This window comes from Bradyrhizobium sp. WSM1417, from assembly GCF_000515415.1.
GTDB lineage: Bacteria > Pseudomonadota > Alphaproteobacteria > Rhizobiales > Xanthobacteraceae > Bradyrhizobium.
This window is the reverse complement of sequence record NZ_KI911783.1, coordinates 3036872-3063706: the sequence shown is the minus strand read 5'-3', so window position 1 is coordinate 3063706 and position 26835 is coordinate 3036872. Positions and strand designations below refer to the sequence as shown.

Annotated in this window: 24 protein-coding genes; 11 read left to right on the top strand and 13 right to left on the bottom strand. The window is 65.0% G+C overall.

The features are described 5' to 3' along the window. The first annotated feature begins 253 nt into the window (after positions 1-253). Positions 254-469 (top strand): hypothetical protein, encoded by a 216-nt coding sequence (locus BRA1417_RS42800; protein WP_007595064.1) that lies wholly within the window; start codon positions 254-256, stop codon positions 467-469. 163 nt (positions 470-632) lie between these two features. Here the strand turns inward: BRA1417_RS42800 and BRA1417_RS0114750 are convergent, their stop codons facing one another. From BRA1417_RS0114750 to BRA1417_RS0114740, 3 genes are all read right to left on the bottom strand, one after another. Then, the gene (locus BRA1417_RS0114750) at positions 633-1715 is read right to left on the bottom strand and encodes a hypothetical protein (RefSeq protein ID WP_027516398.1); all 1083 of its coding nucleotides are present in this window, start codon (positions 1713-1715) and stop codon (positions 633-635) included. Between the two features lie 39 nt (positions 1716-1754). Beyond that, a complete protein-coding gene (locus BRA1417_RS40510) occupies positions 1755-2795 on the bottom strand; it encodes a major royal jelly family protein (protein ID WP_245286235.1) in 1041 nt (346 codons plus the stop codon). 328 nt (positions 2796-3123) lie between these two features. Continuing rightward, positions 3124-6705, bottom strand: a complete 3582-nt coding sequence (locus tag BRA1417_RS0114740; RefSeq protein ID WP_027516397.1) for a response regulator transcription factor — start codon at positions 6703-6705, stop codon at positions 3124-3126. A gap of 129 nt (positions 6706-6834) precedes the next feature. Here BRA1417_RS0114740 and BRA1417_RS0114735 point away from each other — a divergent pair, with 129 nt between their 5' ends. Further along, a complete protein-coding gene (locus BRA1417_RS0114735; RefSeq protein ID WP_027516396.1) occupies positions 6835-7164 on the top strand; it encodes a nuclear transport factor 2 family protein in 330 nt (109 codons plus the stop codon). A gap of 52 nt (positions 7165-7216) precedes the next feature. Here BRA1417_RS0114735 and BRA1417_RS0114730 read toward each other — a convergent pair whose 3' ends face one another. From BRA1417_RS0114730 to BRA1417_RS0114710, 5 genes are read right to left on the bottom strand one after another with little or no spacing between them, the layout of a single operon-like run. After that, on the bottom strand, positions 7217-7984 hold the full coding sequence (locus BRA1417_RS0114730; protein ID WP_027516395.1) for a sulfite exporter TauE/SafE family protein: 768 nt from the start codon (positions 7982-7984) through the stop codon (positions 7217-7219). Next, on the bottom strand, positions 7981-9237 hold the full coding sequence (locus BRA1417_RS0114725) for a CCA tRNA nucleotidyltransferase (RefSeq protein ID WP_027516394.1): 1257 nt from the start codon (positions 9235-9237) through the stop codon (positions 7981-7983). Before BRA1417_RS0114725 ends, BRA1417_RS0114730 begins: the two co-directional genes overlap by 4 nt. Before the next feature lie 9 nt (positions 9238-9246). Further along, positions 9247-9510 carry a DUF6111 family protein gene (locus BRA1417_RS0114720; protein WP_018454951.1) on the bottom strand — a complete coding sequence of 88 codons (264 nt, stop codon included), beginning with the start codon at positions 9508-9510 and terminating at the stop codon, positions 9247-9249. Continuing rightward, positions 9507-10178, bottom strand: coding sequence for a CoA pyrophosphatase (locus BRA1417_RS0114715; protein WP_007607044.1), 672 nt, complete (start codon positions 10176-10178; stop codon positions 9507-9509). The genes BRA1417_RS0114720 and BRA1417_RS0114715 overlap by 4 nt, the downstream gene beginning before the upstream one ends. Continuing rightward, entirely contained in the window at positions 10175-10786 is a 612-nt protein-coding gene (locus tag BRA1417_RS0114710) for a DUF1285 domain-containing protein (protein ID WP_027516393.1), read from the bottom strand. The genes BRA1417_RS0114715 and BRA1417_RS0114710 overlap by 4 nt, the downstream gene beginning before the upstream one ends. Before the next feature lie 280 nt (positions 10787-11066). On the opposite strand from BRA1417_RS0114710, the gene BRA1417_RS0114705 reads away from it, so the two are divergent. The 6 genes from BRA1417_RS0114705 (at position 11067) to BRA1417_RS0114680 (ending at position 20947) form a co-directional block, all read left to right on the top strand. After that, complete coding sequence (locus BRA1417_RS0114705) at positions 11067-12065, top strand: MoxR family ATPase (RefSeq protein WP_027516392.1); 999 nt, start codon at positions 11067-11069, stop codon at positions 12063-12065. Then, positions 12065-13009: a DUF58 domain-containing protein gene (locus BRA1417_RS0114700; protein ID WP_027516391.1), complete on the top strand. Its 945-nt coding sequence runs from the start codon at positions 12065-12067 to the stop codon at positions 13007-13009. The genes BRA1417_RS0114705 and BRA1417_RS0114700 overlap by 1 nt, the downstream gene beginning before the upstream one ends. Beyond that, the gene (locus BRA1417_RS0114695; RefSeq protein ID WP_027516390.1) at positions 13006-15819 is read left to right on the top strand and encodes a DUF4159 domain-containing protein; all 2814 of its coding nucleotides are present in this window, start codon (positions 13006-13008) and stop codon (positions 15817-15819) included. Before BRA1417_RS0114700 ends, BRA1417_RS0114695 begins: the two co-directional genes overlap by 4 nt. 7 nt (positions 15820-15826) lie before the next feature. Then, on the top strand, positions 15827-17890 hold the full coding sequence (locus tag BRA1417_RS0114690; RefSeq protein WP_027516389.1) for a membrane protein: 2064 nt from the start codon (positions 15827-15829) through the stop codon (positions 17888-17890). Between the two features lie 152 nt (positions 17891-18042). Further along, positions 18043-18447 (top strand): DUF2946 domain-containing protein, encoded by a 405-nt coding sequence (locus tag BRA1417_RS0114685; RefSeq protein ID WP_027516388.1) that lies wholly within the window; start codon positions 18043-18045, stop codon positions 18445-18447. Between the two features lie 142 nt (positions 18448-18589). Then, entirely contained in the window at positions 18590-20947 is a 2358-nt protein-coding gene (locus tag BRA1417_RS0114680) for a TonB-dependent receptor (protein WP_027516387.1), read from the top strand. Positions 20948-20983: 36 nt separating this feature from the next. Here BRA1417_RS0114680 and BRA1417_RS0114675 read toward each other — a convergent pair whose 3' ends face one another. Genes BRA1417_RS0114675 through BRA1417_RS0114665 form a run of 3 tightly spaced genes read right to left on the bottom strand, consistent with a single transcriptional unit; the run spans position 20984 to position 23196 of the window. Next, positions 20984-21466 (bottom strand): GNAT family N-acetyltransferase, encoded by a 483-nt coding sequence (locus BRA1417_RS0114675; protein WP_027516386.1) that lies wholly within the window; start codon positions 21464-21466, stop codon positions 20984-20986. A gap of 45 nt (positions 21467-21511) precedes the next feature. Then, positions 21512-22027 (bottom strand): GNAT family N-acetyltransferase, encoded by a 516-nt coding sequence (locus BRA1417_RS0114670; RefSeq protein ID WP_027516385.1) that lies wholly within the window; start codon positions 22025-22027, stop codon positions 21512-21514. Beyond that, positions 22024-23196, bottom strand: a complete 1173-nt coding sequence (locus BRA1417_RS0114665) for a hypothetical protein (RefSeq protein ID WP_027516384.1) — start codon at positions 23194-23196, stop codon at positions 22024-22026. The genes BRA1417_RS0114670 and BRA1417_RS0114665 overlap by 4 nt, the downstream gene beginning before the upstream one ends. 112 nt (positions 23197-23308) lie before the next feature. Here BRA1417_RS0114665 and BRA1417_RS0114660 point away from each other — a divergent pair, with 112 nt between their 5' ends. Next, positions 23309-24064, top strand: coding sequence for a glycosyltransferase family 2 protein (locus BRA1417_RS0114660; protein WP_051448347.1), 756 nt, complete (start codon positions 23309-23311; stop codon positions 24062-24064). A gap of 63 nt (positions 24065-24127) precedes the next feature. After that, positions 24128-24508, top strand: a complete 381-nt coding sequence (locus BRA1417_RS0114655) for a DUF2304 domain-containing protein (RefSeq protein WP_027516382.1) — start codon at positions 24128-24130, stop codon at positions 24506-24508. 10 nt (positions 24509-24518) lie between these two features. Here BRA1417_RS0114655 and BRA1417_RS0114650 read toward each other — a convergent pair whose 3' ends face one another. Next, on the bottom strand, positions 24519-25010 hold the full coding sequence (locus BRA1417_RS0114650) for an NUDIX domain-containing protein (RefSeq protein WP_027516381.1): 492 nt from the start codon (positions 25008-25010) through the stop codon (positions 24519-24521). Positions 25011-25088: 78 nt separating this feature from the next. On the opposite strand from BRA1417_RS0114650, the gene BRA1417_RS0114645 reads away from it, so the two are divergent. Then, on the top strand, positions 25089-25970 hold the full coding sequence (locus BRA1417_RS0114645) for a metallophosphoesterase (RefSeq protein ID WP_027516380.1): 882 nt from the start codon (positions 25089-25091) through the stop codon (positions 25968-25970). Positions 25971-26098: 128 nt separating this feature from the next. Here the strand turns inward: BRA1417_RS0114645 and BRA1417_RS0114640 are convergent, their stop codons facing one another. Next, positions 26099-26653, bottom strand: coding sequence for a hypothetical protein (locus tag BRA1417_RS0114640; protein ID WP_027516379.1), 555 nt, complete (start codon positions 26651-26653; stop codon positions 26099-26101). Positions 26654-26835 lie beyond the last annotated feature (182 nt).

The window sequence follows — 26835 nt, the reverse complement described above, 5'->3', positions numbered from 1 at the left end:
GAGATCCGTTCCAGGCAGTCGCGTGTTAGGTGAGCCGCTTCCGCCAAAATGATTACAACGCGGCCGCTCGTTCGACCGATCAAAGCTCGGGAAAAAATGGAAACAGCCGGAACGTTCGAGAAGCTGATTGAGTTGAAAGTCATGCGCCTTGCGCTTCGGTCAAGGCCGCACCGAGCGGCCCGATCAAGCTCCTGGAAGAGGCGAAAACTACTCTCCGGCGTGCCTTCTGCAGCACGGCCGCGCGAGGACCGCGATGTACACGACGGCGATATACGATGAGCTGAGGCAGATCGAGCGCGATGTGGTCGAAGGAGAACGCCGGCTCGCCGAGCAAGAGGCGCTGATCATTGAAATGAAGCGCCAGAACGAGGACACAGCCAAAGCGGAAGGCGAACTCGAACGGATGCGGATGGAGCAGCGACGTCGCGATCAGGATCGGCAACGTCTGCTCTCACGGCTGCAACCCTGAAACAATTCCGCTCAATGAAGCTGATCCGCCGAAGGCGTCGCGTTTCTGAGACGCGAGACCAAGCCAGGTGCGCTCACCGAGAGGTTCGGTTGTGGGAAGTCTCGCGCCAGAATCGGAGCCCGCCAAGCAAAGCGAACTTGACCTGCGAGAGTCCGCCAGGGGTTTACGCCCTTCGTATCGCCGGATCGATGTCCGAAGGCCGGTAAGCCATCGAATTGCCAAGCACGCAAACGAGAGAGTCCCACCTTCTTCGTTGTTCCATGTAGGATTCGCACGAATGCGGAAGGTCGTCGGTTACACTGATGCCAGCTTGCCGCAGCCGCCGTCGCGCATTGTCGAACCGGACCCGCCAGACTTGCCGATCTCCGTCGTCGGCTTCATCCGATGCTTTCTCATGCAGGAAAACATTGTTGAGAGTCGAAAGGAGCAGCAGCGCGGAGGACCATAGTTGGGTGACTGCGCCGGATTGCTTGAGCCAATCGGCGTCTTTCGGCAATGCACTTCTGATCAGCGAGACTGCATCGAGGACGATGAGTGACGACCGCGAGACGGAGTAGAACGGTTCAGGGAAGCGGAAGTAGAACAGGACGGGATAGAAGTGGTGAGCTTCTTTGGTGTCTGTAACCTCTGCGGCCAACTCGGACAAATTGTTGTAACCCGCACTCAGCTGGTTATTTGCGAACAGATGCCCGAGCAGATCCGCGGCATCGCCGGTCTCGCCGCAAAGCGCGTGAATCTTTAGGCAAAGCGTGTTCCTGCTCCTGAGCGCGCCGTAGATCTGCATCAGGTAGGTGATCGTGAGCGATATGACTGACGTCCCGATCACCGAATTCAGAACAAACAACAGCTTCGCTCCGGCACTCTGCGGACCAAAGTTGCTGCCGCCTACGATCGACAGGCTGCTTCCGGCGACATAAAGCGCGGTCACGAAGTCAGTTGGGGTCTCCTGGTTGCTGCTGGTAATGCTAGTCCCGAGCTGAGGGTGCACAATCAGTGCAGCCCCGAGCGCGAGCAGAATAGACCAGGTGAACAGCAAGGCGACCAGGATCAACGGGCCGCAGAATGAAAGCAGGTGGCTGCCATTGCCGGGCGAGGAAGCCCGGCGCAGTGCAAGCCAAACCAGTCTGGCCAGGCGGTCGCTGATAATTCCGGTGCCGGCGCGTGCGTAGAGAACCGTGAGGAATACGTCGGCAAGGATCAGTGCCATCAGCAGCGCGCCGGCTAAAGGCTCAAGCCAGTAGGCCATCATTCCTCCTCGCCCTGCGGCGTTTCCGGAGCCTTGCGCTTACTGCCGGTTCGGGTCGCGGCTTGACCCGACGGTGTTCGCGTCGCCGGGCATGAACTTGAACAGCGTGAAGTTCTTGTCGGTCCACGCCATGTGGAACCAGGGCGAATCCTGGATATGCGACGCGGTGACATAGATTGCGCCATCAGGACCTTGCGAGAAGGTGTCCGGCCAGCGCAGGCGCGAATCCGTCAACAGCTGTCGCACGGTCCCATCGCTGGGGTTGACGACCTTGACGGCATTGTTGGCGATCGAGCTCAGATAGATTTCGCCATGTTCGCCGGTCCAGAGCCCATCGACGGGCTCCGTCGTTGCCACTGTTTCCGGGCGAGCGTGAGCCGCCGCGTCCACACTCTGGATACTGGACGTGGCGATCCGGTAGAGCGTCTTTCCGGTCAGGGCCTGCCAATAGAGGGTGTTGCCGTCTTTCGAGAGCGCCAGACTATCGGCATTGAACAAGGGCTGCCGTCCGTCCGGCCGCCGCAAGGGCTGGCCATCTGTCATCACGGTGACGCTCGGATCGAATTGGGTGGAAGGATCGTCGCTCAGCACACGCCAAGCCTGCCCGGACTCGATGTTGAGGACAACCAGGCCGCCGGGCGAACCGGAATCGGTCAGATACGCGAATTTTCCGTCGGGAGCGATACGGATGTCGTTGAGATAGCTGGCCGGACCAGCGACGTCCGCCGCGATCGGAAAGGTCCGCTTCACAGTGTTCGATTTCAGATCGACCTCGACGATCTTGGGTCCACCCTTCACCGTCTTCTCGGCATTGGGAGCCGCGGGATCGACGACCCAAAGCGAACCGCGCCGGTCCGCAACGACGCTTTGAACGCAGACGAAGTGATCATTGGGCGATACTTCCGACATTCGCGCGTTGCGCCAGCCGTTCCATTCCTCGTTGGGATATGGCTTGGTCGAGCCGTCCGGCATGAGTTCGGCCACCGAGACCGGCGTATCCTCCGTCCAGCGCGGGAAGTTCACGAAGATACGGCCGTCCGGGGCGACCGTGACGCCGGTTACCTGATGCTCAAACGTCACGACCGATTGCAGCCGGCTGTCGCGACTTTCGACAAGAGGCGCGACAAGCCGCTGGGCCTTGGACTTGATATCCTCTGTTGCGGATTGCGCATGAACCGCGGACGAAATGGATAGCACGATTGCTACGCAGGAGCTGAACGCGATTGGACGCATGAGAGGCCCTTTCAAAAAGTTTAGGGCCCAATCCGGCTTTGCTTCGATCGTTCCTCGCGACTCCACATCTGCCAACGCGCGTTTGACGGCTAGTTCCATCAAGCGGTCCAGCGATGATCGTTGCCGAGGTATATGGCAGGGCGAGCGAGACCATCGCCGCCGTCGCGATCACAGTTCAAATCAGCAAATCATGATGCGCAGGTACAATCGCTTGATGCGCGCCGTTGTTGCCGTGATCGTCCGCGTGTCCGTTCAGTGCATGAGGGACGGGCTTGGCGAGGTCCTCCGCTTGACCATGCGGAACGTGCGGATCGAACGGATTGTTGAGCTGTTTCAGCTCAACGACCGCGACGAGAGTAGAAGGAGTTGGTCCGCTATCGAAGCGGAACACCGCTCCTTGCTCGAGGCCGCCGGTCTCCACCGCACCTTTGGCGGGGTGTGCGTCTTCTGATGCACTTGCAGCAGGTTGCGCAGCGTGTTGCGAGTTGCCGCGTCCAGCGTTCCCGCCGGCTGCGACGCTCGGCTCTCCGATATCGGCTGCTTGCGATGCGTTGCCAGAGGTTGAGTGTAACTCGACCTCCGAGTTGCCGTGGTCCACGGTGGTTGGTTCTGTCGTCTTCACTGCCCCCGCAGCGTGCGAAGCCGAAGCGTGATGCTCGCCGCTATCGCCCGTGCCGTTGCCCGGTTTGGACCCAGCTTCAGTCGATTCCGTGCTTGCCGCCTTTGCAGAGCCTGGCTCCGAAGCGTGCTGCGCGTTGCCGTGACCTGTGCTGGCGGCCGTTGCGACGCCCGGATCGGTTTCAGCTGCGTCCGATGCGTTTGCAGCGGTTGAGTGCCCGGACTTGCCGTGTTCCGCGGCACCTGGTTCTGCCGTCTTCGCTGGTCCGTGCGCAGCGTCAGAGGCCGAAGCGTTATGATGATCGGCGCCATGGGCGTTGCCCGGTTCGGAGCCAGCTTCAGTCGATTCGCTGGCCGCCGCCTTTGCAGACCCGGGCTCCCAAGCGTGCTGCGAGCTACCGTGGCCTGCGCTGGCAGCCGCTGCGGCGCCCGGATCGATCTCGGCTGCGTGCGGTGCGTTTGCGGCGGCGGAGTGCCCGGATTTATCATGTTCCGCGCCCTCTGGGTCGGCCTTCTTCGCCGCCCCTCCCGGAGCATCCGAAGCCGAAGCGTGATGCTCGGCGGCATTGCCGACGGCGTGGCCCGGTTTGGAGCCAGCTTCAGTAGATTCGTCGGCTGCCGCCTTTGCAGACCCCGGCTCCGAAGCGTGCTTCGAGTTGCCGTGCCCCGCGTTGGCGGCCGTTGCGACGTCCGGATCGGTCTCAGCTACGTCCGGTGCTTTTGCAGCGTTTGAGTGCCCGGCTTTGCCGTGTTCCGCGCCGTCTGGTTCTGCCTTCTTCGCTGACTCTCCCGGTGCCTCCGGGCCATTATCGTGATGCTCGGCGCCATTGCCGGCGCCGTTGCCCGGTTCGGAGCCATCTTCAGTCGGTGGGTCCGAAGCGTGCTGCGAGTTGCCGTGGCCCGCGTTGTCGGCGGTTACGACGTTGGGTTGGACGATCTCGTTCGGTGCAGTCGACGAAGCGCCGGTGCCTGCGTTGATCGGCCCATTGTTCGATGTCACATTTGGGACTGCCGGGGCCGTCGCGCTATGAGCAAGCTCGATGGATGATCCGTGAGCCGACGCGGCAGACGCAGCATCGCTCTCTTCCATTGCATCCGCCGACGAGTCGGTGGAGCTTCCGAACCTCGTTGACGTTCCCAAGCCGGTCCGGGCCTGCCCGAACTGGAAACCCGAGCCGTTATTGGCCAGAAGGGCCCAGGCTCCAGCCGCCCCGAGCGAGCTCTCGCCCCCCTCGATACTGGTGTGGACATTGTCCTTGCTGGAAACAGCCTCATCGGTTTCGGTCGCCGATATCAGCACTGCTTCGAGCTGCTCCAGGGTGGTCACGACGGCCGCGTCATCTGGCGCGGAGGCGGCATCCGCCTCCGCAATCGATACGATCCCTTCCAGATGGATTTCCAGCAGGCAGCGATCGCCGACATCAAGGACACGATCGGTCGCATTCACATAGACGATCGTTTCGTTGCTTGCGGAGTCGTAGACCCAGGCGAGAGTATGTGGCGGTATAGACTTGCTCGCCGCGGTCATATGCAGCCAAGCGAGCGCTCCGAAAGCCGCAAGATTGATCCTGCTCGACCCAGATGCGAAGTCGAACACGGCGTCGGAAGAGGTCGAGTTGAAATGGTTAGACTCGGAGTCGATCGGGGAGCGATAAACAATTCTTTCAACGTTGCCGCCTAAGCCGCTACCGGCATCGTGAGCAGGGTCCGCGCCAACAGGTGTATGGAGATTGTCACCCGCATCGCCTGCGCCTTTTTGAACCAGAGCGTCTTCTTGAGCGGCATTGTCGTGTCCAGCGGTCACAACGGCGGAAGGCAGGTGGACATCGTGTGAAAGGATACTTGGGGCTGAATGGTCGTCATGATTGGCGGCAGCATGAGTGATCGCAGCCAGCTTTGTAGTCGCACTCGCTTGGGTGACGGCCAGGATGCTGTCGATCGAGGCTTCGCGGAGGTCATGCGCGTGGGCGGCGAGATGAGGGTCCTGCAGTGCGTAGATCAACGCACCGGTGAGGATAGCGAAGTTGCCATACCCTCCGTGCGTCGACATCGCATTGGAAAGAAGCCGCGGGAATTGATGTTCCGGGGCCGGGTCGTCACCGATCTGTATGTCGATTGCGTCTCGCAGTAAGCGCGCAGGAAGATCGGGCGTGCCCGATCCAACAGGAGCGTGGTGTGTCCACGGTTTCGCGCCTCCGGATTGCTCAGCCGCGCGCAGCGCTTCCATTGCAGTCGCCGGGTGCGTGATTTGGATGGCCTTGGCGAACAAGTCTCTCTGGGCTTGCGTGGGCGTCTCGCCGGATTCCCAGACGACGAGGTGCCGGAGAATCCCTTTCTTCCAGGGCTCGTACGCGGCGTGCTCGTCGGCGTGGCCGACGCCGTTGTCATCCGGGAAGATGTCGCTCGCTTCCGACGCCTTGAGTTCGTCCGCAATTGCCAGCGCCAGAAACGCCAGGGAGAGCGCGGCCAGGCCGGAGGGGCGTTGCAGCAATGCGATGGTCGCGAGCACGGTCCTGTTGGTGATCTCAAGCTTCTGGAAGATATTGTACAGGTGGACTTTGACCGTCCCGTCGGAAACCTTGAGCTGACGCGCGATCTCCTTGTTCGACAGTCCTTCCGCCACGAGTCGTGCGATTTGACGTTCCCGTTGCGTCAGCAACTCCAGCATCTTTTCGACTTTGTCGTCGCCCTTCGCTTCCTTGCCGGTTGCCGAGAGATCGGACTGTTCCAGTGCCACACCGCTCTTCGTCATCAGCCGCAGTGATCGCAGCATCGTGGCGGGAGAGGCATACTTCGAAATTGCGCTGCAGGCGCCGGCTGCGACGGCGGAAGTCAGATCGTGGTCGGTGTCGGACTCGGTAAAGAACACCAGCCGCGTGGAGAGCTTCTCAGACTTCACAATCGCGAGGATCTCGGAGACCGTCAGATCCGGCACCTTGTCGGCAAGAAGCGCGCCATCAGGTGTCAGCTTCCGAATTGCTTCGAGGCAGCTCGTCCGATCGCTGGACGTTGCGACAACCTCGAAGTCCGGCTGCGTCCCGAGGACCGACCTCAGTCCCTGCAAAACAATCGGCTGTGGATCAACGAGCAAAAGCCGGATGGGCTTGAGTATCCCCTGCCTGGCGGACGCGTCCAACATCGATCTTGCCCTCGGCCCGGTCCTCTATGTCCTTCGGCATATGGCCGTGGCCGGGTGGGATATTAAAATCATAGGAGGCTTGGTGGTTCCCCAGCCTGAACCAGATTTGGACGCATGTGAGTGAAAAATATGTCCTTTGACCCCATGGCCGTTGCGGTCGACTGGCTTGATGCGTATCGCGCGGGCGATATCGATGCGATTTTGGAGCTCCATGCTGAAGATGCCGTTGTGCACTGCGGCTGCGGCGGCGGCCAAACCATCATCGGCCACGAAGCACTTCGTGCCTATTGGGTCGATCACCTCCGGAAATATCCGGCAGGCACGTTGGATGATCTCAATCCCTGGCGCAACAACGGCACCCTTATCTCTTACCTCACCAGTGCGGGCGTGATGAGTGCACTTTTGGCGTTTGACGCCGCCGGCAGGATCAAGGAACTGGACTGCAGTCCCTCACGCTAGACCTGAGGCGTGATTCAAACCGGCAGCGAGGCACGTGCCACATCCGATTTGATTAGATGAGCTGCCTGGCCGCCGCCGAGATCATCACCAGCCCGCCGGTGATGACCGCGACGTCGAGGATCGCGGTGTGGATGTGCACCGGCATCCGCTCGACGAAGGCTTTTGCGAGGAACGCGCCGGGAATGGCAATCGCGCCGATCAGAAGCGCAAAGGCGAGCACCTGCGCGGTGACGGCACCGGCGAGGCCGAACACCGAGATCTTGATGAGGCCGGTGCCGAGCGAGATCATGGCATCGGTCGCGATGACGGCGGCGCCTTCGAGGCCCACGGCCATCAGCAGCGACAGCAGGATCACGCCGGAGCCGGAGGTGCCGCCGACCAGCACGCCATAACCGACCGAGCCGGCCGCAAGCCCAGTGTCGCCGATCTTGACCTGGCGGCGGCGGAGCACACGGCGCAGCGGCACGCTCAGAATCAGCATGGAGCCGATCACCAGCGCCGCGCCCGCATTGGTCAGCCGCGTATAGCCGTAGGCGCCGAGCGCCGTCGTCAGTGCCGCACAGGCCAACACGATCAGCGCGCGGCGGCGATCGGCATAGCGGAGATAGGCAAGCGCGCGACTGGAATTGGTGAAGATCGCGGAGATCGCGATGATCGGCACCACCGGCTCGGCGCCGACGAGAGGGACCAGCACCAGCGGCATCAAGGCGCCGGTGCCGTAGCCGGCGAGACCACCGATGATCGAAGCAAACAACGCCATCAATGCGACCAGCAGCAGCTGAAAGATCGAGATGTCGGCGAAGCCTGAGACGATGGTCACGTTCTCTCATCGCGGCTGATGCGTGCCGCAGCTTGATCGGCGATGGAAGCGAGTGCGGCTTCCTCTAGGGGAAAATCCGCCGCAAGCCAAGCGTCCTCGGCGAGCGTCAAGACATGTCCGAGCGAGGGTCCTTCCGCCATGCCGCGCGCGATGAAGTCGGCGGCGCGAAGCGGAAATTTCGGCGCAGTCCAGCGCTGCGGCAGCTCGGCGAGCGCTCGCCATCGCGACGAGCCGACGTCACGACCGGCTCGCGCCCAGCCCAGCAACACGCGATCGTGATAGCGCTCCGCGCCGAGCCGGTAGAGCAGCCGCCGCGCATCGGCTTCACCCTTGGTGGCCAAACGCCACCAGCGGTGCCCCATCGAATCCAGCGCCTTGGTTTCCGCATTGGAGAGCCTCAACCGCGTGGCGACGCGCTTGGCGTCTTCGGTCACCGCGACCGTCAGTGCGGCGAGCCGGCGCGTGCTGCTCGCGGCAAGGCCAAGCTCGCGCTCGATCGCGATCATCGCCGAGAGGGGTCCGGTGTAGACGACGCCGCCGGTCAGCGCCTGCAGCAATCCGCCGTCCGCCATTGCGAGCGCGGCGGCAGAGGCGCGCTGAGCGACCAGCAGCTTCAGCATCTCCATGCGCAGCCGTTCGGCTGACAGGCTCGCTATGCCCGCGCGTCCCCGGATGCAGGCGACATAGCCGTTGCGGTCGGGATCGCCGGCACCAAAGGCGGCGTGGATGCGGAAGAAGCGCAGGATGCGCAGGAAATCCTCGGCGATGCGCTGGTCGGGATCACCGATGAAGCGCACGCGCCGCGCGGCCGCATCCGCGATGCCTCCGACGTAATCGTGGACGACACCATCAGCATCGACCGAAAGCCCGTTCATCGTGAAGTCGCGACGTTCGGCGTCCTTCACCCAGTCGCGGCCGAACGCGACCTTGGCCTTGCGGCCGAAGGTCTCGGTATCCTCGCGCAGCGTCGTGACTTCGTACGGCTGGCTGTCGATGACGAGCGTGACGGTGCCGTGGTCGATGCCGGTCGGCACGGCCTTGATGCCGGCGCTCTTGGCGCGCCGCATCACCTCGTGCGGGAGCGCCGTGGTCGCGATGTCGATGTCACCGGGCACGAGGCCGAGCAGCGCGTTGCGCACGGCGCCGCCGACGACCCGCGCCTCCTCGCCATCCGCGTTGAGCAATTGCAGGACGCGCGCGGTCCCGCCCGCAATCAGCCAGGGCGCATCGGCGAGCATGGGCACCGCGCTCATCGGCCAGCCCTATCTTTCCACGCCCGGCACGAGCTTGCCGTTCTCGACATGGGCGGGGACATAGGTCGAATCCGGCGCAGCGCCGGAGAAATGCGCAAAGCCGATCAGCCCCGCGATCACCAGCACGAGCGCCGCCAGCATGAGGCGCGCGACGATCGTGATCGGCCAGGACGATTGCACGAACAGGCCGGAACGCGTCGCGGCCAGGAACAGCGCATAGACGGCAAAGGGAACGAGGAAGATTCCGATCTCGGTCAGGATCGGCCGGATCATGAGGAATAGATCCGCTCATAGAGCACACGGAGCATGCCGGCCGTCGCGCCCCAGATGTAGCGTTCGGCAAACGGCATCGCGTAGTAGGACCGCTCCATGCCGCGGAATTCCTTACTGTGCACCTGGTGGTTGGCCGGGTTCATCAGGAACGATAGCGGCACTTCGAACGCATCATCAACCTCGGAATGATTGATCGTCAGCTCAAAACCCGGGCGCACCCTGGCAACCGTCGGCAGGATGCGGAAGCCGAAGCCCGTGCCGTAGAGATCGAGATACCCGATCGGCTCGACGAAGTCTCTGGACAGCCCGACCTCCTCCTCGGCCTCGCGCAGCGCCGCATCGAGCGGCGAGCGGTCAATCGCGTCGATCTTGCCGCCGGGAAAAGCGATCTGGCCGGCATGGTCGTTCAGATGCGCCGAGCGCTGCGTCAGGAGGATGGTCGGCTCTGGATGATCGACCACCGCGATCAGGACCGCTGCCGGCCGCACCGGCTGCTCGCGCGCGATGATCTCGAGCATCTTGTCGGTACCGGGATCGCCCGAGGCCGGAATGATGTTGGGATCGTAGAGGCCGGGCGGAACGTCGAAGCCGAGCCGCGCCGTGGAGCGGGCGAAGAAATCGGCCGCACCGATCACGGCGGGATCGTTCCTGGAGATAGGCTTGTTCAAAGCGCGGCCCTCACCTGCTCCGCATCGGCCATGGCGAAGAACTCGCCGGCCGACTCGACACCGAACATCGGCTGGCCATCCACCATCCGCTCCTCACCCATGTCAACCAGATCGTAATAGAGCGCGCGGGTGACCTTGGCCCAGAGTTCGTCGCGGACATGCAGATAGGGCGTCAGCCCGCCGTCCTTGGCCTGTTCGAAGCGCAGCCGGTGCGCGGCATCGCAGGTGACCCAGTCGTCGACATTGGTGCGGAAGCGGAGCACGCGACGGTTGTCCTCGCCGTCCTTCTGCATCTCGACCGCCATGAACGGCGCGTCGTCGACGCGAATGCCGACCTTCTCCACCGGCGTGACGAGGAAATGCTTGTCGCCTTCACGCTTGAGGATGGTCGAGAACAGGCGGACCAAAGCATGACGGCCGATTGGCGTCCCCAAATAGAACCAAGTACCATCGGATGCGATTCGCATGTCTAGATCGCCGCAAAACGGCGGATTCCACAAATGCACCGGAGGCAGGCCCTTTTTGGCGCCTTCGGCATCGGCAGCAGTTTTGGCAGCGGCAGTCAGCCCCTCAAGACCACGATCGGCGCTCTGCCCTTGGTTCGCCATGGTTTGCCCTGACTTTGTCATTTGGCACGATCGGTCATTTGGCACGATTGGTGCAGGTTTACGTTGTATCCGGGTGCTCGGTTCCACCCCGCATTCGTCCGGTGTGGAGGTCGCCACTTCGTGATGCCCTACATATCCCTAAGCCGATAAGGTGGGGATAGGTTAATTCAACGAATACATGGCCTTCCTGCAAGTCTAGCATAGGGCCCACGTCTTGAGTTGAGGACGTGACGACATGACGACGCAAGCGAGCCGCATGGCAGGCTGAAGGAGCTAACGGATGGCGGAGAGTGTCGAGAAGCTCGAAGACGGAGTAGTCCGTTCAGCCGAGCAGGTGTCGAGCCAGATTCGCGCGGCAAAGGATGCGATCGCGTCCGTCATCTTCGGCCAGGACCGCGTGATCGAGAACACGCTGGTCACCATCCTTTCCGGCGGCCACGCGCTGTTGATCGGCGTCCCCGGCCTCGCCAAGACCAAGCTGGTCGAGACGCTCGGCATCACGCTCGGCCTCGATGCCAAGCGCATCCAGTTCACGCCCGACCTGATGCCGTCGGACATTCTCGGTGCCGAAGTGCTCGACGAGAGCACCTCCGGCAAGCGTGCCTTCCGCTTCATCTCCGGCCCCGTGTTCGCGCAACTGCTGATGGCCGACGAGATCAACCGCGCCAGCCCGCGCACGCAATCCGCGCTGCTGCAGGCGATGCAGGAGCAGCACATCACCGTTGCCGGCGCGCGTCATGATCTGCCGAAGCCGTTCCACGTGCTCGCCACGCAAAACCCGCTGGAGCAGGAAGGCACCTATCCGCTGCCCGAAGCCCAGCTCGACCGTTTCCTGATGGAGATCGACGTCGACTATCCCGACCGCGACGCCGAGCGCCGCATCCTGTTCGAAACCACCGGCGCCGACGAGACGCTGGCGAAGGGCGCGATGACACCTGACGCACTCATCACCGCGCAGCGACTGATCCGGCGGCTGCCGGTCGGCGATTCCGTGGTCGAGGCGATCCTGTCGCTGGTGCGCTCGGCCCGTCCGGGTCCGGACGGCGGCGACACCAGCAAGTTCATCGCCTGGGGACCGGGCCCGCGCGCCAGCCAATCGCTGATGCTCGCGGTGCGCGCACGCGCGCTGATCGACGGCCGCCTCGCACCCTCGATCGACGACGTGCTCGACCTCGCCGAGCCCGTGCTGAAGCACCGCATGGCGCTGACATTCCAGGCGCGCGCTGAAGGCCGCACGATTCCGGACGTGATCCGGCAACTGAAAACACGGATCGGTTGATGGCGGCGGAGAACGGGCACGCAGCAAAGGAGGTCATCGCGATCCGACGTGCCGATGGCGAAAGCCGCACGCTCGCAGCTTCCTTGCCGCGCCTGGTGCTCGAGGCCCGCCGCATCGCCGCCAACGTCATCCACGGTTTGCACGGCCGCCGTCGCGCCGGCTCCGGCGAAAATTTCTGGCAATACCGCCGCTTCGTCTCCGGCGAGCCGTCGCAGAACGTCGACTGGCGGCGTTCGGCGCGCGACGATCTTCTCTATGTCCGCGAGCTCGAATGGGAAGCCTCGCACACGGTCTGGATCTGGCCCGACCGCTCGCCCTCGATGGCGTTCGCTTCAAAACAGGCGCGCGAATCCAAGCTCGAGCGGACGCTGATCGTCGCCTTCGCGCTGGCCGAGCTGCTGGTTTCCGGCGGCGAACGCGTCGGCATTCCCGGGCTGATGGCACCGACCGCGAGCCGCAGCGTCATCGACAAGATGGCGCAGGCGATGCTGCATGACGATGCCGACCGCTTGAGCCTGCCGCCGTCCTTCGTGCCCGCGGCGCTGGCCGAGACGATCGTGCTGTCGGACTTCTGGTCGCCGATCTCCGAGATCAGGACCACGCTCGCCGGCTTGTCCGGCTCCGGTGCGCATGGCACGCTGGTGCAGGTGGTCGATCCCGCCGAGGAATCCTTCCCGTATTCCGGCCGCGTCGAGTTCGTCGAGCCCGAAGGGTTCGGCGTGATCACCGCCGGCCGCGCCGAGAGCTGGGCGCAGGATTACACCGCACGACTCGCGCTGCACCGCGACCAGATCCGCGCCGAGACCAACAAGCTGGACTGGCTGTTCACGACCCACGCCACCGACCGCTCGGCCGCGGAGCTCTTGCTGTTCCTGCATGCCGGCATGCAGGTGAGCAAGTCGGGCGCGCGTACCACCACGATCAAGGCGGGGCCGGCAGCATGATGGGACTGCCGCTCGCGTTCACCGAACCGCTGCTCCTGATCGGCCTTGTCAGCCTGCCGGTGCTGTGGTGGCTGTTGCGCGTGATGCCGCCGCGGCCGCGCCGCATCGAGTTTCCGCCGACGCGCCTGCTGTTCGACATCGCACCCCGCGAAGAGACCCCGTCGCGGACGCCGTGGTGGCTGACCGCATTGCGGCTGCTGGCTGCGGCGCTGGTTATTTTCGCCGCCGCCGGCCCGATCTGGAATCCGCAAACAGGCGCGGCCGCCAGCAAGGCGCCGCTGATGATCATGTTCGACGACGGGTGGAGCGCGGCCTCGAACTGGGACATCCGGATCAGGGCCGCCGACGAGTTGATCGCGAGTGCCGAGAACGACCGCCGTGCGATTGCGCTGGTGCCGCTGTCCGAGCCGAACCGCGATATCACATTGATGCCGGCGGGCGCCGCGCGCGTCGCGCTGCGGCAGCTGACGCCGAAGCCCTATTCGATCGAGCGCGTCGAGACCCTGACCGCCATCGATCGCTTCCTGAAGGCGACCGGTGACTGCGAGATCGCCTGGCTCTCCGACAGCGTCGATACCGGTCGCGGCGAGGAGTTCGTTGCTGGCCTCGGCAAGACCGTCGGCGACCGCAGCCTGACCGTATTCGAAGGCGGCACCTCGTCGCCGCTGGCCCTGGTCGCGGCAGAGAATGCCGCAGCCAGGATGACGGTGAAGGTGCTGCGCACCGACAGCGGCATCGCCATCGGCACCGTGCGCGCGCTGGACCAGAAGGCCTCGCCGATCGGTGAAGCGCGTTATTCGTTCGGCCCGCAGGACAAGGAAACCGAAGCTTCGTTCGATCTGCCGGTCGAGCTGCGCAACGACATCACGCGGCTGGAAATTGCCGGTGAGCGCTCCGCCGGCGCAGTGCAGCTGCTAGACAAGCGCTGGCGCCGCCGCGCCATCGGCATCGTCTCGGGCTCCACCAGCGAGACCGCGCAGCCGCTGCTGGCGCCGACCTTCTATCTCACCCGCGCGCTGGCGCCGTTCGCCGACGTGCGGCTCGCCGACAAGGGCTCGCCGCAGCAGGGCATCACGCAGTTCCTCGACCAGAAGCTGCCGATGATCATCCTTGCCGATGTCGGCACCATCGCCCCCGAGATCCGCGAGCGTCTCAATGGCTGGATCGACCAAGGCGGCGTGCTGGTGCGGTTTGCCGGTCCGCGGCTGGCGCAAGCCGAGGACGATCTCGTTCCGGTCAAGCTGCGCAAGGGCGGCCGGACGCTCGGCGGCAGCCTGACCTGGGAAAAGCCGCAACATCTGGCCTCCTTTGCCGCCGACGGTCCGTTTGCCGGCGTCGTGGTCCCCAAGGACGTCACCATCAGCCGCCAGGTGCTGGCCGAGCCCGACGCCGTGCTCGCCACCAAGAGCTGGGCCTCGCTGGAAGACGGCACGCCGCTGGTAACAGGAGAGCATCGCGGCAAGGGCGTCGTCAGCCTGTTCCACGTCAGCGCCGACATGCGCTGGTCGGATCTGCCCATGTCGGGCACCTTCGTCGAAATCCTGCGGCGCGTCGTCGACATGTCCGGCTATACCGCCAAGCCAGGCGCAGGCGTTGCCACTGAAGGGACCGCCGAGACGGTGGCGCCGTTGCACATCCTCGACGGCTTCGGCGCTTTCGGTCCGCCGCCGGCCGCCGCAAAGCCGCTGCCCGCGGATTATCGCGACCGCGCCACACCCGATCATCCGCCGGGCTTCTATGGTCCGGCAGAAGGACCGCTCGCCGTGAACACGCTTGCCAGCGCCGACCGTATCGCAGCCCTGAACACCGCGAGCCTGCGCGCCCGGCACGCCACCTACACCAATGCCGAGCCGCAGGACTTGCGCGGCTGGCTGCTGTCGACGGCGCTCGCGCTATTCCTGATCGACGCCATCATCGTCGCGGTGCTCGGCGGCGGACTTGCCGCGCTGCTGCGCCGCCGCGCCGCGCCTGCGATGATCGTCTTCGGACTGGTGCTCGCAGGCCTCGCCTCGTTCGCGCCGACGCCGTCGCACGCGGACAGCGCGTCCGACGAGTTCGCGATGAAGGCGGTGTCGCAGACCCGCCTCGCCTATGTCGTGACCGGCAATGCCGACGTCGATTCCATCGTCAGGGCCGGGCTGTCAGGACTGACGCTGTTCCTGGCGCAGCGCACCGCGCTCGAGGCCGGCGATCCCGTCGGCATCGATCCGGCGCGCGACGAGCTCGCCTTCTTCCCGCTGATCTACTGGCCGATCGTGCCGGGCGCGCCCAAGCCGTCGCGGGACGCGATCAACAAGATCGACGCCTATATGAAGCAGGGCGGCACCGTGCTGTTCGACACCCGCGACGCGGTCGAAGCGCCGCCCGGCGCGAACGGCGCGGCACAGACCCCCGCCATGCAGACGCTCCGCGAGATCCTGTCCTCGCTCGATGTGCCCGAGCTGGAGCCGGTGCCGCGCGAGCACGTGTTGACCAAGACATTCTTTCTCTTGCGCGACTTCCCCGGCCGCTTCACAACCGGCCAGACCTGGGTCGAGACCTTGCCGCGCGAAGACGACGAGGACAGCGCGCAGCGGCCGGCGCGCGGCGGCGACGGCGTCTCGCCGATCATCATCACCTCGAACGACCTTGCCGGCGCCTGGGCCGTGCGGCCCGACGGCCAGGCCATGCTGCCGGTGACCGGCGGCGACCCCCGCCAGCGCGAATTCGCCTACCGCGCCGGCGCCAACATCGTGATGTACACGCTGACCGGCAACTACAAGGCCGACCAGGTGCACGCACCGGCCCTGATCGAACGGCTGGGGCAATAGGATCGATATGAATTACGGCATCGCATTCACGCCGCTGGTTCCCACGATCGTGCTGTGGCTCGCGCTGGCCGCGATCGTCGTCATCGCGCTCGTGCTGCTGCTGGCGCGGGCGCGCGGCGCTGCCGTGCGCGTGGCCGCGCTGGCGCTGTTCCTGCTGGCGCTCGCCAATCCCTCCTTCACCCGCGAGGACCGCGATCCCCTCACCTCTGTCGCCGCAATCGTCGTCGACAAGAGCCCGAGCCAGAATTTCGGCAATCGTAATCGCGAGGCCGCTCAGGCGCAGGAAGCGCTGGTCGACAGCCTGAAGAAGATCAAGGGGCTCGAGGTCCGCGTCGTCGATGCCGGACAGGCCGACGGCGAGACCGACGGCACCAAGCTGTTCGGGGCGCTGGCCTCGGCCTTGTCCGACGTGCCGGTCGACCGCGTCGCCGGTGCGTTCCTGATCACCGACGGCCGCGTCCATGACATTCCGGCCAATGCCGCCGGGCTCGGCTTCCAGGCGCCGGTGCACGCGCTGATCACCGGGCAGAAGGACGAGCGCGACCGCCGGATCGCGGTCATCGCCGCGCCGCGTTTCGGCATCGTCGGGCAGCCCCAGACCATCACCTACCGCCTCGACGACCAGGGCGTCAGCGGCGAGCGCGCCAAGGTCACGGTCCGCAGAGACGGCGAGGTCATCAACGAGCGCACGCTTTCGAGCGGCCAGGCCGCAAGCGTCGACGTCGACATCAAGCATTCCGGGCCGAACATCGTCGAGATCGAGGCCTCGCCGCTCGAGCGGGAATTGACGCCAGTGAACAACCGCGCCGTCGTCGCCATCGACGGTGTGCGCGACAAGCTGCGCGTGCTGCTGGTCTCGGGCGAGCCGCATTCGGGCGAGCGCACCTGGCGCAACCTGCTCAAATCCGATGCCAGCGTCGATCTCGTCCACTTCACCATTCTGCGGCCGCCGGAGAAGCAGGACGGCACGCCGATCAACGAATTGTCGCTGATCGCGTTTCCGACCCGGGAGCTGTTCCAGCAGAAGATCAACGAATTCCAGCTGATCATCTTCGACCGCTATGCCCGCCAGGGCGTGCTGCCGATCGCTTATTTCGACAACATCGCACGCTACGTGCGTTCCGGCGGCGCAGTGCTGGTCTCGGCCGGCCCCGACTACGCGTCCAACACCAGCATCTGGCGCACGCCGCTGGATTCAGTGCTGCCGGCCGAACCGGTCGGGGTGACGGAAAAGCCGTTCTACGCGCATCTGTCCGACGTCGGCAAACGCCATCCCGTCACGCGTGGCCTCGAGGGCTCCGCCTCCGAGCCGCCGCGCTGGAGCCGGTTCTTCCGCACCGTCGATACCCGCAATGCGGTCAACCCGCCGGTCATGACGGGCGTCGACGGCAAGCCGCTGCTGTTTCTCTCGCGCTTCGGCGAGGGCCGCGTCGCGCTGCTGCTCTCCGACCACATCTGGCTGTGGGCGCGCGGCTATGAAGGTGGCGGTCCGCATCTCGATCTGTTGCGGCGGATGTCGCACTGGCTGATGAAGCAGCCTGATCTGGATGAGGAAGCGTTGCGCCTGCAGGTGCAGGGCAAGAATCTCGTGGTGGTGCGCCAGACCATGGCGGACAGCGTTCAGCCGGTGAGCGTGACCTCGCCGTCCGGCGTGTCGCGCGACCTGACGCTTGCAGCCGGCGATCCCGGCGAATGGCGCGCCAGCCTGCCCGCGAGCGAGCTCGGCCTGTGGCAAGCCACCGACGGCACGCTGAAGGCGCTGATCAATGTCGGCCCGACCAATCCGAAGGAGTTTTCGGAAGTCACCTCCACCACCGAGACGTTGAAGCCCCTGACCCAGGCCACCGGCGGTGACGCCGTGCGCGTGGTCGACGGCACCAGCGTCGCGCTGCCGCGCATCCTACCGGTCCGCTCGGCGAGCGTCTTCCATGGCGACGGCTGGATGGGCGTGCGGATGCGCGACGCCAGCGTGGTGAAGGGCGTCGGCGTGCTGCCGATCTTCGCCGGCCTGATCGGGCTGCTGCTGCTGCTCGGCGCGTTTGCTGCGACGTGGGTCCGCGAGGGGCGGTGAAACTCCGTTGCGCGAACGACACATCCGGCAATCGCCCGAGTGGATCGGCGTGGCTGCGGTTGACATCCGCCGACTGATCGGGCGATGTTACATTATAACATCGCGGAACGCCGAGGGGATTGGCACTGGCGATGTGGGGGTGGCGTTTCCAGATGAAGTGGTTCCGGTCGAATATCAGGCACGGCGCCCGGCTCGCGATCTTCGCGATGCTGGTGCAGTTCGCGCTGACGTTCGGCCATAGCCATTGGTTCGCCCAGGCCGCTCCCCTCGCCCAGTCCTCGCTTCAGCAGACCGACAGCGCCCAAGGTCTCGCTTCGATCGACCGCGCCGCCGTCGAGAGGCAATCGCCGTTGGCTCCCGACCGGGAGCACCCGGGCGAGGACAATTGCGCGATCTGCGCATTGGTCGCGATGGCCGGCACCGTCATGTTCGCGGCGCCGCCTGTGTTGTTGCTGCCGCAGGCGATCGACCTGCTCTACCGCACCACCGACGCCGAATTCGTCCATTTGAAATCGGCCGGCACGGCATTCCAGCCCCGCGCCCCTCCCGCGTCCTGACTCCAGCTTGATCACGCCCGGGCTCGCCGCTTTCAGGCGCGTGCCCGGGAGCAGTTGAAGTCGAATTCCGTCGCGCAGCGACGGCAGGCCACCTCCGATCAGCAAACGAACTTGCGGACGGCGCCTGACTGGAATCAGGACCATGTCATTCAAATTGCGGCGCGCGCAGCGTCTTGGTGGAGCAAGCCTGCTCCTGCTCGGCGCCGCCACCTCGGCGTTGGCCGAGGATAAGTCATCGACCGAGATCCCCGCCGTCACCGTGACGGCCCCGAGTCCCATCGTGCGCAGGGCGGTGTTGCCGACCCGCAACCCGGGCCGACCCACGCGAACCGCGCGGGCACGCAGCCACGAACGCGCGGCGGACGCCACGCCGGCAGCCGCGGCGCCGGCCGCACCTCAGCAGGGCGTGCTGCCCATCGTGACCAACCAGTTCGCGACCGTCACGGTGGTGCCGAACGAAGAGATTCGCCGCGAGGGCGGCGGCCAGCTCGGCGATCTCCTGTTCTCGAAACCCGGCATCACCGGCTCGAGCTTCGCGCCAGGCGCTTCCAGCCGGCCAATTATCCGGGGGCTCGACGTCAACCGCGTCGGCATCGTCGAGAACGGCACCAATGCCGGCGGCGCCTCCGATCTCGGCGAGGATCATTTCGTCCCGATCGATCCGCTCGCGACCAACCAGGTCGAGGTGGTGCGCGGGCCCGCCGCGCTGCGCTACGGCTCGACCTCGATCGGCGGCGTCGTCAGCGCCACCAACAATCGGATTCCCGACGCGCTGCCGAACTGCGCTCCGTCGTTCCAGACCTACGGCATGCCCACCAAGGCGCCGCTCGCGAGCGCCGCGACATCGCCTTGCGTCACCGCCGAGACGCGCAGCGCGTTCAGCTCGGTCGACCGCGGTGTCGAGAGCGGCGTGCTGCTCGACACCGGGGGCGGCAATTTTGCGTTCCATGCCGACGTCTACGGCCGCAACACCACCGACTACAGCATCCCGAGCTACCCGTATCTGAATGACCAGACGCGGACCGTCGCCAACGGACGCCAGCCCAATTCGGCGACACGCTCGGACGGCGCCTCGATCGGCGGCTCGTACTTCTTCCAGGGCGGCTATATCGGCGCGGCGATCACGCAGAACGACTCGCTCTACCACATCCCCGGCATCGACGGCGCCGACCACAACACCCGGATCGACGGCCATCAGACCAAGATCAACGTCAAGGGCGAGTACCATCCCGACGCTACGGCGATCGACGTCGTTCGCTTCTGGGCCGGTGCGACCGACTATCGCCACAACGAGATCGGGCTGGCCGATCCCGCCGATCCCAACACCGACGGCGTGCGGCAGACTTTCACCAACAAGGAGCAGGAGATCCGCACCGAGGTGCAGCTGATGCCCTTCAACGCGCGCTTCGCCGAGGTGACGACCGCGTTGGGCTTCCAGGTCGGCCATCAGGAATTGAGCGCGCCGAGCCCGGACAATCCGGGCACGCTGTTCAACGGCCTGTGGGACCCCAACAACAGCACGCGCGTCGCCGGTTATGCCTTCAACGAGTTCAAGTTCACGGACGCGACGCGGGCGCAGATCGCCGGCCGGATCGAGCATGTCGAGCTGCACGGCACGACGCCGGATTTTCCCGCGGACTTCCTGCCCGACGGCACGCCGCAGGCGGGTATCGGCCGCAATCCGGCGTTCACGCCGAAGAGCGGCAGCGTCGGCCTGTTGCAGGACCTGCCGGGCGGCCTGGTCGGCAGCATCACCGCGCAATATGTCGAGCGCGCGCCGAAGGCGGCGGAGCTGTTCTCGCGCGGCGCGCATGATGCGACCGCGACCTTCGACATCGGCAATCCCAACCTCGGCCTCGAGACCGCAAAATCCGTCGAGGTCGGCCTGCGCAAGGCGACGGGACCGTTCCGGTTCGAGGCGACCGTCTACTACACGCACTTCAACAACTTCATCTATCGCCGTCTCACCGGCGTGATGTGCGACGAAGATTTTGCCTCGTGCGGCACGCCCGGCGCCGAGGTGAACCAGGCGGTCTATTCGCAGCGGGACGCGAACTTCCGCGGCGGCGAATTCCAGTCGCAGCTCGACGTCGGTGCGTTCCAGGGCGGCATCTGGGGCATCGAGAACCAGTTCGATGTGGTCCGTGCCACCTTCACCGACGGCACCAACGTGCCGCGGATTCCGCCGGTGAGACTGGGCGGCGGCGTGTTCTGGCGCGACGACAACTGGCTGATGCGCGTCAATCTGTTGCACGCCTTCGCGCAGAACAACATCGCCGTGATCGCGGAGACCCGAACGGCGGGCTACAATTTGCTGAAGGCCGAGGTCAGCTACAAGACCAGGCTCGACCGCAACTGGTTCGGTGCGCGCGAGATGATCGCCGGCGTCGTCGGCAACAATCTCCTCAACGAAAACATCCGCAACTCGGTGTCCTATACAAAGGACGAGGTGCTGATGCCCGGCATCGGCGTCAGGGCCTTTGCCAACTTCAAGTTCTGATCTGGAGGCAATCGGGGCCCGCAGGCCCCGAGATACTCACGTCGCGCGCGCGAGCTGCTTCTCGAAGCGCCATTGTTCGACGGGGAATGGGCCGTTCGAGGTCTCCGACATCATGACGAACGTGCCGGCGCTACGCCAGCCGCTCTTCTCATAGAACCGAGCGGCGCGCATGTTGCCGACGGCGCAGGCCAGCCACGCCAGCTCCACGCCGCGCGCGGCGAGGCGCGCTTCCGCGTCAGTGATCAGCGCTGCAGCCACGCCCGAACCGTGCGCTTCGGGCGACACAAAGAGCTGGTATAACTCGTCGCCCTTGAGGGCGCAGAAGCCGAGTGGCGCGCCAGCAGGGCCGACGACGCGGATGTCGTGAAGCAGGACCGCGAGCCGATCGCGAAAGTTCGGGAGCGTGCGGAGGCGGACCAGTTCGGGCGGCGCGAGATGCGCATGCGACCCATGCCAGGCATCGTGCCACACGCGCGCGAGATGATCGATCTCGCTGATATCGGCGGGACGCACCTGCATTGTCGATGCTCCGTATGAGAGTGTCGTAGCCCCGGATGGAGCGACCTATCCCCGCGCCTTGCTCCAGTCCGGGCCGACCGGTCCCGACACGTCCCCAAAGGCGCCATCGACGAGTTCGAAAACCAGAATGCGCGCGGCGTCGACCGGGCCGGGCATGGTGACGCGGCCCTTGGTGACCTGCTTAAAGCCGACGCGGCTGTAATAGGGCTCGTCCCCGACCAGCAGCACGATGGCATGGCCCTTTGCCTTGGCATCCTTCAGCGCGCGCTCCATCAACAAACGGCCTATGCCGCGATCGCGGAACGGCGGCTCGACCGTGAGCGGTCCGAGCAGCAGCGCCGGCGTCTCGCCGACCAGCACCGGCAATTGCCTGACCGAGCCGACCAGCAGCGTGCCGATGCGGGCGGTGAAGGACAGATCGAGCAAATGGCCGACATGCTCGCGGATACGATAGGCGCTGAGCACGAAGCGGCCGGGCCCGAAGGTGCGCTCGTGCAGCCGTTCGATCGCCTGGGCATCGCCAGCAGCTTCGGGAAGAATGGAAAGCGAGAGATCGGTCATGTTACCGGGCGGGATAACATCTCGGACGCCCGCGGTCCATCCGCCTCATGGGCGATGAAACCGCGTGCCGGGTTGCGGGTGAGGACGGCCACAAACAGCAGTGTCCAGAGCGACAGCATCAAGATCGGGATGATGTAATACTGCGTGAAGACCGGGTGCGTGGCAAAGAACGCGAGGTTCAGCGCGAGATTGCCGGCGACCAGCAGCGCGACTTTCCTGACGCCGGAATGATTCGCGAAGCGCCACAGCAGCGCGGTCACGAAGCAGGCGATCACGACCAACGGGAACTGGGTGTCGCGGAGATAGGCGCGCAGGACGGCAGGATCCAGACTTGGCGCAGCGGTATCCTGGCCGCCATAGGCCGAGACCAGTGGATTGCCAGAGTTGACCAGGTTCGCCGCGAACACCGGCAACAGGCCGACGAGAAACGCGAGGCCCAGCGTAAGGCCGGCCGCGAAGGTCTCGCGCGTGCGCCAGATCAGGAAGGACAGGCCGAAGAACAGGAAGTAGCCGGCCGACAGAACCACGTTCGCGATCCGAAAGCTTGCGGACAGACCGAGCAGAACGCCGACAGCCGCGACCATCAGCAGGCGTTGCCGACCTTCATGGACGAACAGTCTTGCGGTGAGCAGCCCCGCCAGCGCGCAGACAACCATGGTCGGCGCCATCGAATAGCTCGCTTTGGTCGGGTTGATCATGAAGTAGATCGAGAGCGCGCCGAACAACGCGGCGAGCGTCAAGGCGACCTTCTCACGCGCTAGCCAGAGCCCGTACAGTGCAAAGCCTGCAATGATCACATTGGCCGCCACATAGAGCGGAACGACCTGGAACCCTTCGGGGAACAGCGCCAACACGAAGCCCGTGCCCGGCGGGGGCGTCATCACCTGCTTGCTGCCGTCCGCAGTTTGGGTATGGCAGGGCGCCCGCGTCCGATCGTTCCAGTCCGGATAATCGATGCTGCGCAGCCTGGCGGCGAGATAGCCGTCGGTCTCACGGGCAAGGCTGGTGTCGAGCCCCTGCCAGCCGAAGCGCTGGAACAGATGCGCCTGCCTGAGATAGCAGATGTCGTCATAGACACCGCGGCTCTCGCTCCACCGCGAGATCAGCCGGACGTTGCTGGCCAGAATTGCCAGAAACACAATTGAAAAAAAGACTTTAACAGCTCTCATCGGCGTTCACCGGGCGGTCCCGCGCAGCTTAAAATGGCCCTCGCCTGTACAGGAAAAGCACCGGCAAGTATAGCAGGGTGGGGATTCTGGAGGTGAAGCAGACGTGACCGACATGGGCTTGGGTTCAACCGACACGCGCCATACCGGCGGCGCCGCGCCGCAACACCGCGCGTCGCGAATTCTGCTCATCATTCCCTGCTTCAACGAAGAGGCCTCGATCGGCGGTCTCCTGAGCGAGATCGCGGCGACCGGCCGCGGCTACCACACTTTGGTGATCGACGATGGCTCGTCTGATGCGACATCCGCGGTGGCAAGCGGCCGTTCGCCCGTCGCCCGCCTCGCGCAGAACCTCGGCATCGGCGGCGCCGTCCAGACCGGCATCAAATACGCGGCGCGACAGGATTTCGATTTCTGCATCCAGATCGACGGCGACGGGCAGCACGATCCGCAGGCTATCGAGACGCTGCTGAACGCCTACCGCAAGGACCCGGCCAACATCACCATCGGAAGCCGCTTCATCGACAATGCCGGCTTCTGCTCAACACGCATGCGCCGCGCCGGCATCAGGCTGATCGGGTTTGCACTCAACAGTCTCTTCACGGGCGGCCGCATCACCGATCCGACCAGCGGCATGCGGCTGCTCGACCGCTCCGCCATCACCTTCTTCGCCAAGGCGTATCCTGCGGATTTTCCCGAGCCGATCTCGTTGGCCTGGGCGATGCGCGCTGGCCTGACGGTCAGCGAGGTCCCGGTCGAGATGCGGGCGCGGGAGACCGGGGTCAGCTCGATCGACGGACTAAAGTCGGCGAGCTACATGATCCGCGTCCTCGGCTACATCCTGCTCGCGCGTCTGGTGAGGTCGCCATGACACTGCGCTCCTCCGTGCCTATCTGCGACTTCATCACGCGTTGAACATCTTGAGGGGGCGCCAGTGACAACCATCCTTCCGAGCGTAGAGACCGTCGTCGTCATCTCCGCCTTTGCATTGATCTACATGCTCGTGCTGCTGCGCAAGACGCTGCAAGGCAAGTTCGATCTCTATGATTTCCTGCTGCTGTCCACGGTGGCGATCCTCCCCGCGGGCTTTGCGTTATTTCCAAGGCTCGCTTATCTCATCAGCCATTTGACCGGCGTCGTGTTTCCCTTCGTCGTGATGTTCGGCGTCCTGTTCGTGGTGGTCTTCGCTTTCATGCACAACATGACGGCACGGCTGCACAGGCTTGAGCGGCAGAACTGCGCGTTGATCCAGGAGCAGAGCCTGCTGGCGTTGGAGCTGCAGGCAAAGGAGCGCAGCAGCCGGTCCGTCGGTTGAGCCATTCCGGTCATCGCCACGTCGCAATCCGCGGCCCGTCGTGCAGGACTTCCGCGATCCGCAACCGCGTGCCGGGCGTGGTCCCCTCGGGCAGCGCGGTGACCGCGAAGAATCCGCACTCGGCGATCTCGCGGTTGGGCGCGGGCAGGCGATCCTGCTTGAACTGCCTGACGACGTAGACCGCGACATGGTCGCGGCGGGAGACGTGACTGTTGAGGAAGATGCCGTGCAGCACGGCCTCGCCGGTGAGATCGATATCCCCCTCCTCCTTGAGTTCGCGCCGCAGCGCCTGCTCCATGGTCTCGCCGAGATCGACGCCGCCGCCGGGCAGATACCAGCCCGTGACGTAGCTGTGCCTGACCAGGAACACCCTGGTGTCGGCATCCAGCACCACGGCGCGGACGCCGAGCGTCATGCCGCGGACCAGCAGGAAATAGGCGTGGAAGATTCGCCGCAGCAGCGGCTCGAATCTCCGTCGGACGCTGTTCAGACGTTCTCCCATCGGGCTCCCTTGATGCCCCGCTTGCACCTGGCCTGTGACCTTGCCATTACAGCGGGCGAATAGCGAGGCAATCGCCCCATGGCCCCCTTCACGCTCGCCCATCTGTCCGACCCGCATCTGCCGCCGCTGCCGAAGCCGCGGCTGATCGAGCTCGCCGGCAAGCGCGCGCTTGGCTATGTCAACTGGACGCGCAACCGTCACAAGTACCAGCGCCGCGAGGTGCTCGACGCACTCGTCGCCGACGTGAAGGCGCAAGCTCCCGACCACATCGCGGTCACCGGCGATCTCGTCAATCTGGCGCTGGAGGCGGAGTTCGCGCCGGCGCGCGCCTGGCTCGACGGCGTCGGCCCGCCCGACCGCGTCACCACGATTCCCGGCAATCACGACGCCTATGTCCGCGACACCTTTCATCGCTTCGGCGAAACCTTCGCGCCCTATCTTGCGGGTGACGACGGCCGCATCGGCTTTCCGAGCCTGCGCCGGCGCGGGCCGCTCGCGCTGATCAGCCTGTCCACGGCGCTGCCGACCTTGCCGTTGATGGCGACAGGCACGCTCGGACGCGATCAGCTGGTGTCGCTCGAACAGGTGCTCGAGCGGCTTGCAGCCGAGGACGTCTTTCGCGTGCTGCTGGTGCATCATCCGCTGAAGTCCGGCGCGCGCCACAAGCGGATGACCGACTCGGCCGGGCTGCTGACGGTTTTGAAACGCCACGGCGTCGAGCTGATTCTGCACGGACACGACCACATTCATTCGACGATGTGGTTCGAAGGCCCCAACGGCAACATTCCCTCGATCGGCGTGCCGTCGGCCTCCGCGCTCGCGCACGGGCACACGCCGGCTGCCGCCTACAATCTGTTCACGATCTACAAGGACAACACCGGCTGGCGTTGCGAGCAGACGGTGCGGAGCCTGGGGGCAGGACTTCAGATCGGGCAGATCAAGCATGTCAGATTGATCTAGTCCCACGCCGTCATTGCGAGCGCAGCGAAGCAATCCAGAGTCCCTCCGCGGAGGCAGCCTGGATTGCTTCGTCGCCAGCGCAAAATTGCTTCGCAATTTTGTCGCGGGCTCCTCGCAATGACGACGCCTCACCAGCTCCGCAGGGCCGCGAGCACGGCAACCCCGAACAGTGCGGCGGCGCCGAGCACAAATCCGAACACGAACGGCCAGAGGCGCGAGCGGCGCCGCGGCGGCGCGACCTCGGGATTCGGCTCGGGCGGGACCACCATCGCATGCTCGCGCTCGATCATGCGGCGCGCGACGTAATCGGTCACGGCTTCGACGATGACAGCGGTGTCGTGCGATTCGGCGAGCACGATGCGGCCGAAGCGGGTGTCCTGCACGAAGCGGTACATCCGCTTGTCGCGCCCCATCAAGATGTGCGCGACGACGTCGATCCAGAGCCTGGGCGTATCGCCCTGGCTGATGCCGCGATCGAACAGGTCGATCTGGTCCGGCACCTGCGCGAACAGGGGATCGAGCGAATCGTTGAGGATCTCGAGCCGCGCCACCTCGGCATCGCGCAAATCGACGACGACGCCGGTCCGGTCGGCGGCCTCGATCCGCGCCCGCAACAGCGCATCGCGCAGCCGGACCGGGCGCGGCTGGCTGGGATGGATCCCGCTGGTCTCGGGCTCTGACATTGGCGGCCTCGTCCTCACTTGGCCGGATTAACCTATCAGCAACCAAAGTGTCCGCAAAGGCCCTACAATTCCAGTTACTTACGGTGCCCACAGGCCTTTCACCTGTGCCAAAAACAGACGATCCCACCCGGCTTGCGCCGGATGGGACCCTCCGTCCTTGGACGTCTTCTTATTCAGATTGG

Coding starts and splice junctions, on each gene's coding strand:
- BRA1417_RS42800 (WP_007595064.1), top strand. CDS start 254: ATGTACACGACGGCGATATACGATGAGCTGAGGCAGATCGAGCGCGAT.
- BRA1417_RS0114750 (WP_027516398.1), bottom strand. CDS start 1,715: ATGGCCTACTGGCTTGAGCCTTTAGCCGGCGCGCTGCTGATGGCACTG.
- BRA1417_RS0114740 (WP_027516397.1), bottom strand. CDS start 6,705: ATGTTGGACGCGTCCGCCAGGCAGGGGATACTCAAGCCCATCCGGCTT.
- BRA1417_RS0114735 (WP_027516396.1), top strand. CDS start 6,835: ATGTCCTTTGACCCCATGGCCGTTGCGGTCGACTGGCTTGATGCGTAT.
- BRA1417_RS0114725 (WP_027516394.1), bottom strand. CDS start 9,237: ATGAGCGCGGTGCCCATGCTCGCCGATGCGCCCTGGCTGATTGCGGGC.
- BRA1417_RS0114720 (WP_018454951.1), bottom strand. CDS start 9,510: ATGATCCGGCCGATCCTGACCGAGATCGGAATCTTCCTCGTTCCCTTT.
- BRA1417_RS0114710 (WP_027516393.1), bottom strand. CDS start 10,786: ATGGCGAACCAAGGGCAGAGCGCCGATCGTGGTCTTGAGGGGCTGACT.
- BRA1417_RS0114705 (WP_027516392.1), top strand. CDS start 11,067: ATGGCGGAGAGTGTCGAGAAGCTCGAAGACGGAGTAGTCCGTTCAGCC.
- BRA1417_RS0114700 (WP_027516391.1), top strand. CDS start 12,065: ATGGCGGCGGAGAACGGGCACGCAGCAAAGGAGGTCATCGCGATCCGA.
- BRA1417_RS0114695 (WP_027516390.1), top strand. CDS start 13,006: ATGATGGGACTGCCGCTCGCGTTCACCGAACCGCTGCTCCTGATCGGC.
- BRA1417_RS0114690 (WP_027516389.1), top strand. CDS start 15,827: ATGAATTACGGCATCGCATTCACGCCGCTGGTTCCCACGATCGTGCTG.
- BRA1417_RS0114685 (WP_027516388.1), top strand. CDS start 18,043: ATGAAGTGGTTCCGGTCGAATATCAGGCACGGCGCCCGGCTCGCGATC.
- BRA1417_RS0114680 (WP_027516387.1), top strand. CDS start 18,590: ATGTCATTCAAATTGCGGCGCGCGCAGCGTCTTGGTGGAGCAAGCCTG.
- BRA1417_RS0114675 (WP_027516386.1), bottom strand. CDS start 21,466: ATGCAGGTGCGTCCCGCCGATATCAGCGAGATCGATCATCTCGCGCGC.
- BRA1417_RS0114670 (WP_027516385.1), bottom strand. CDS start 22,027: ATGACCGATCTCTCGCTTTCCATTCTTCCCGAAGCTGCTGGCGATGCC.
- BRA1417_RS0114665 (WP_027516384.1), bottom strand. CDS start 23,196: ATGAGAGCTGTTAAAGTCTTTTTTTCAATTGTGTTTCTGGCAATTCTG.
- BRA1417_RS0114660 (WP_051448347.1), top strand. CDS start 23,309: ATGGGCTTGGGTTCAACCGACACGCGCCATACCGGCGGCGCCGCGCCG.
- BRA1417_RS0114650 (WP_027516381.1), bottom strand. CDS start 25,010: ATGGGAGAACGTCTGAACAGCGTCCGACGGAGATTCGAGCCGCTGCTG.
- BRA1417_RS0114645 (WP_027516380.1), top strand. CDS start 25,089: ATGGCCCCCTTCACGCTCGCCCATCTGTCCGACCCGCATCTGCCGCCG.
- BRA1417_RS0114640 (WP_027516379.1), bottom strand. CDS start 26,653: ATGTCAGAGCCCGAGACCAGCGGGATCCATCCCAGCCAGCCGCGCCCG.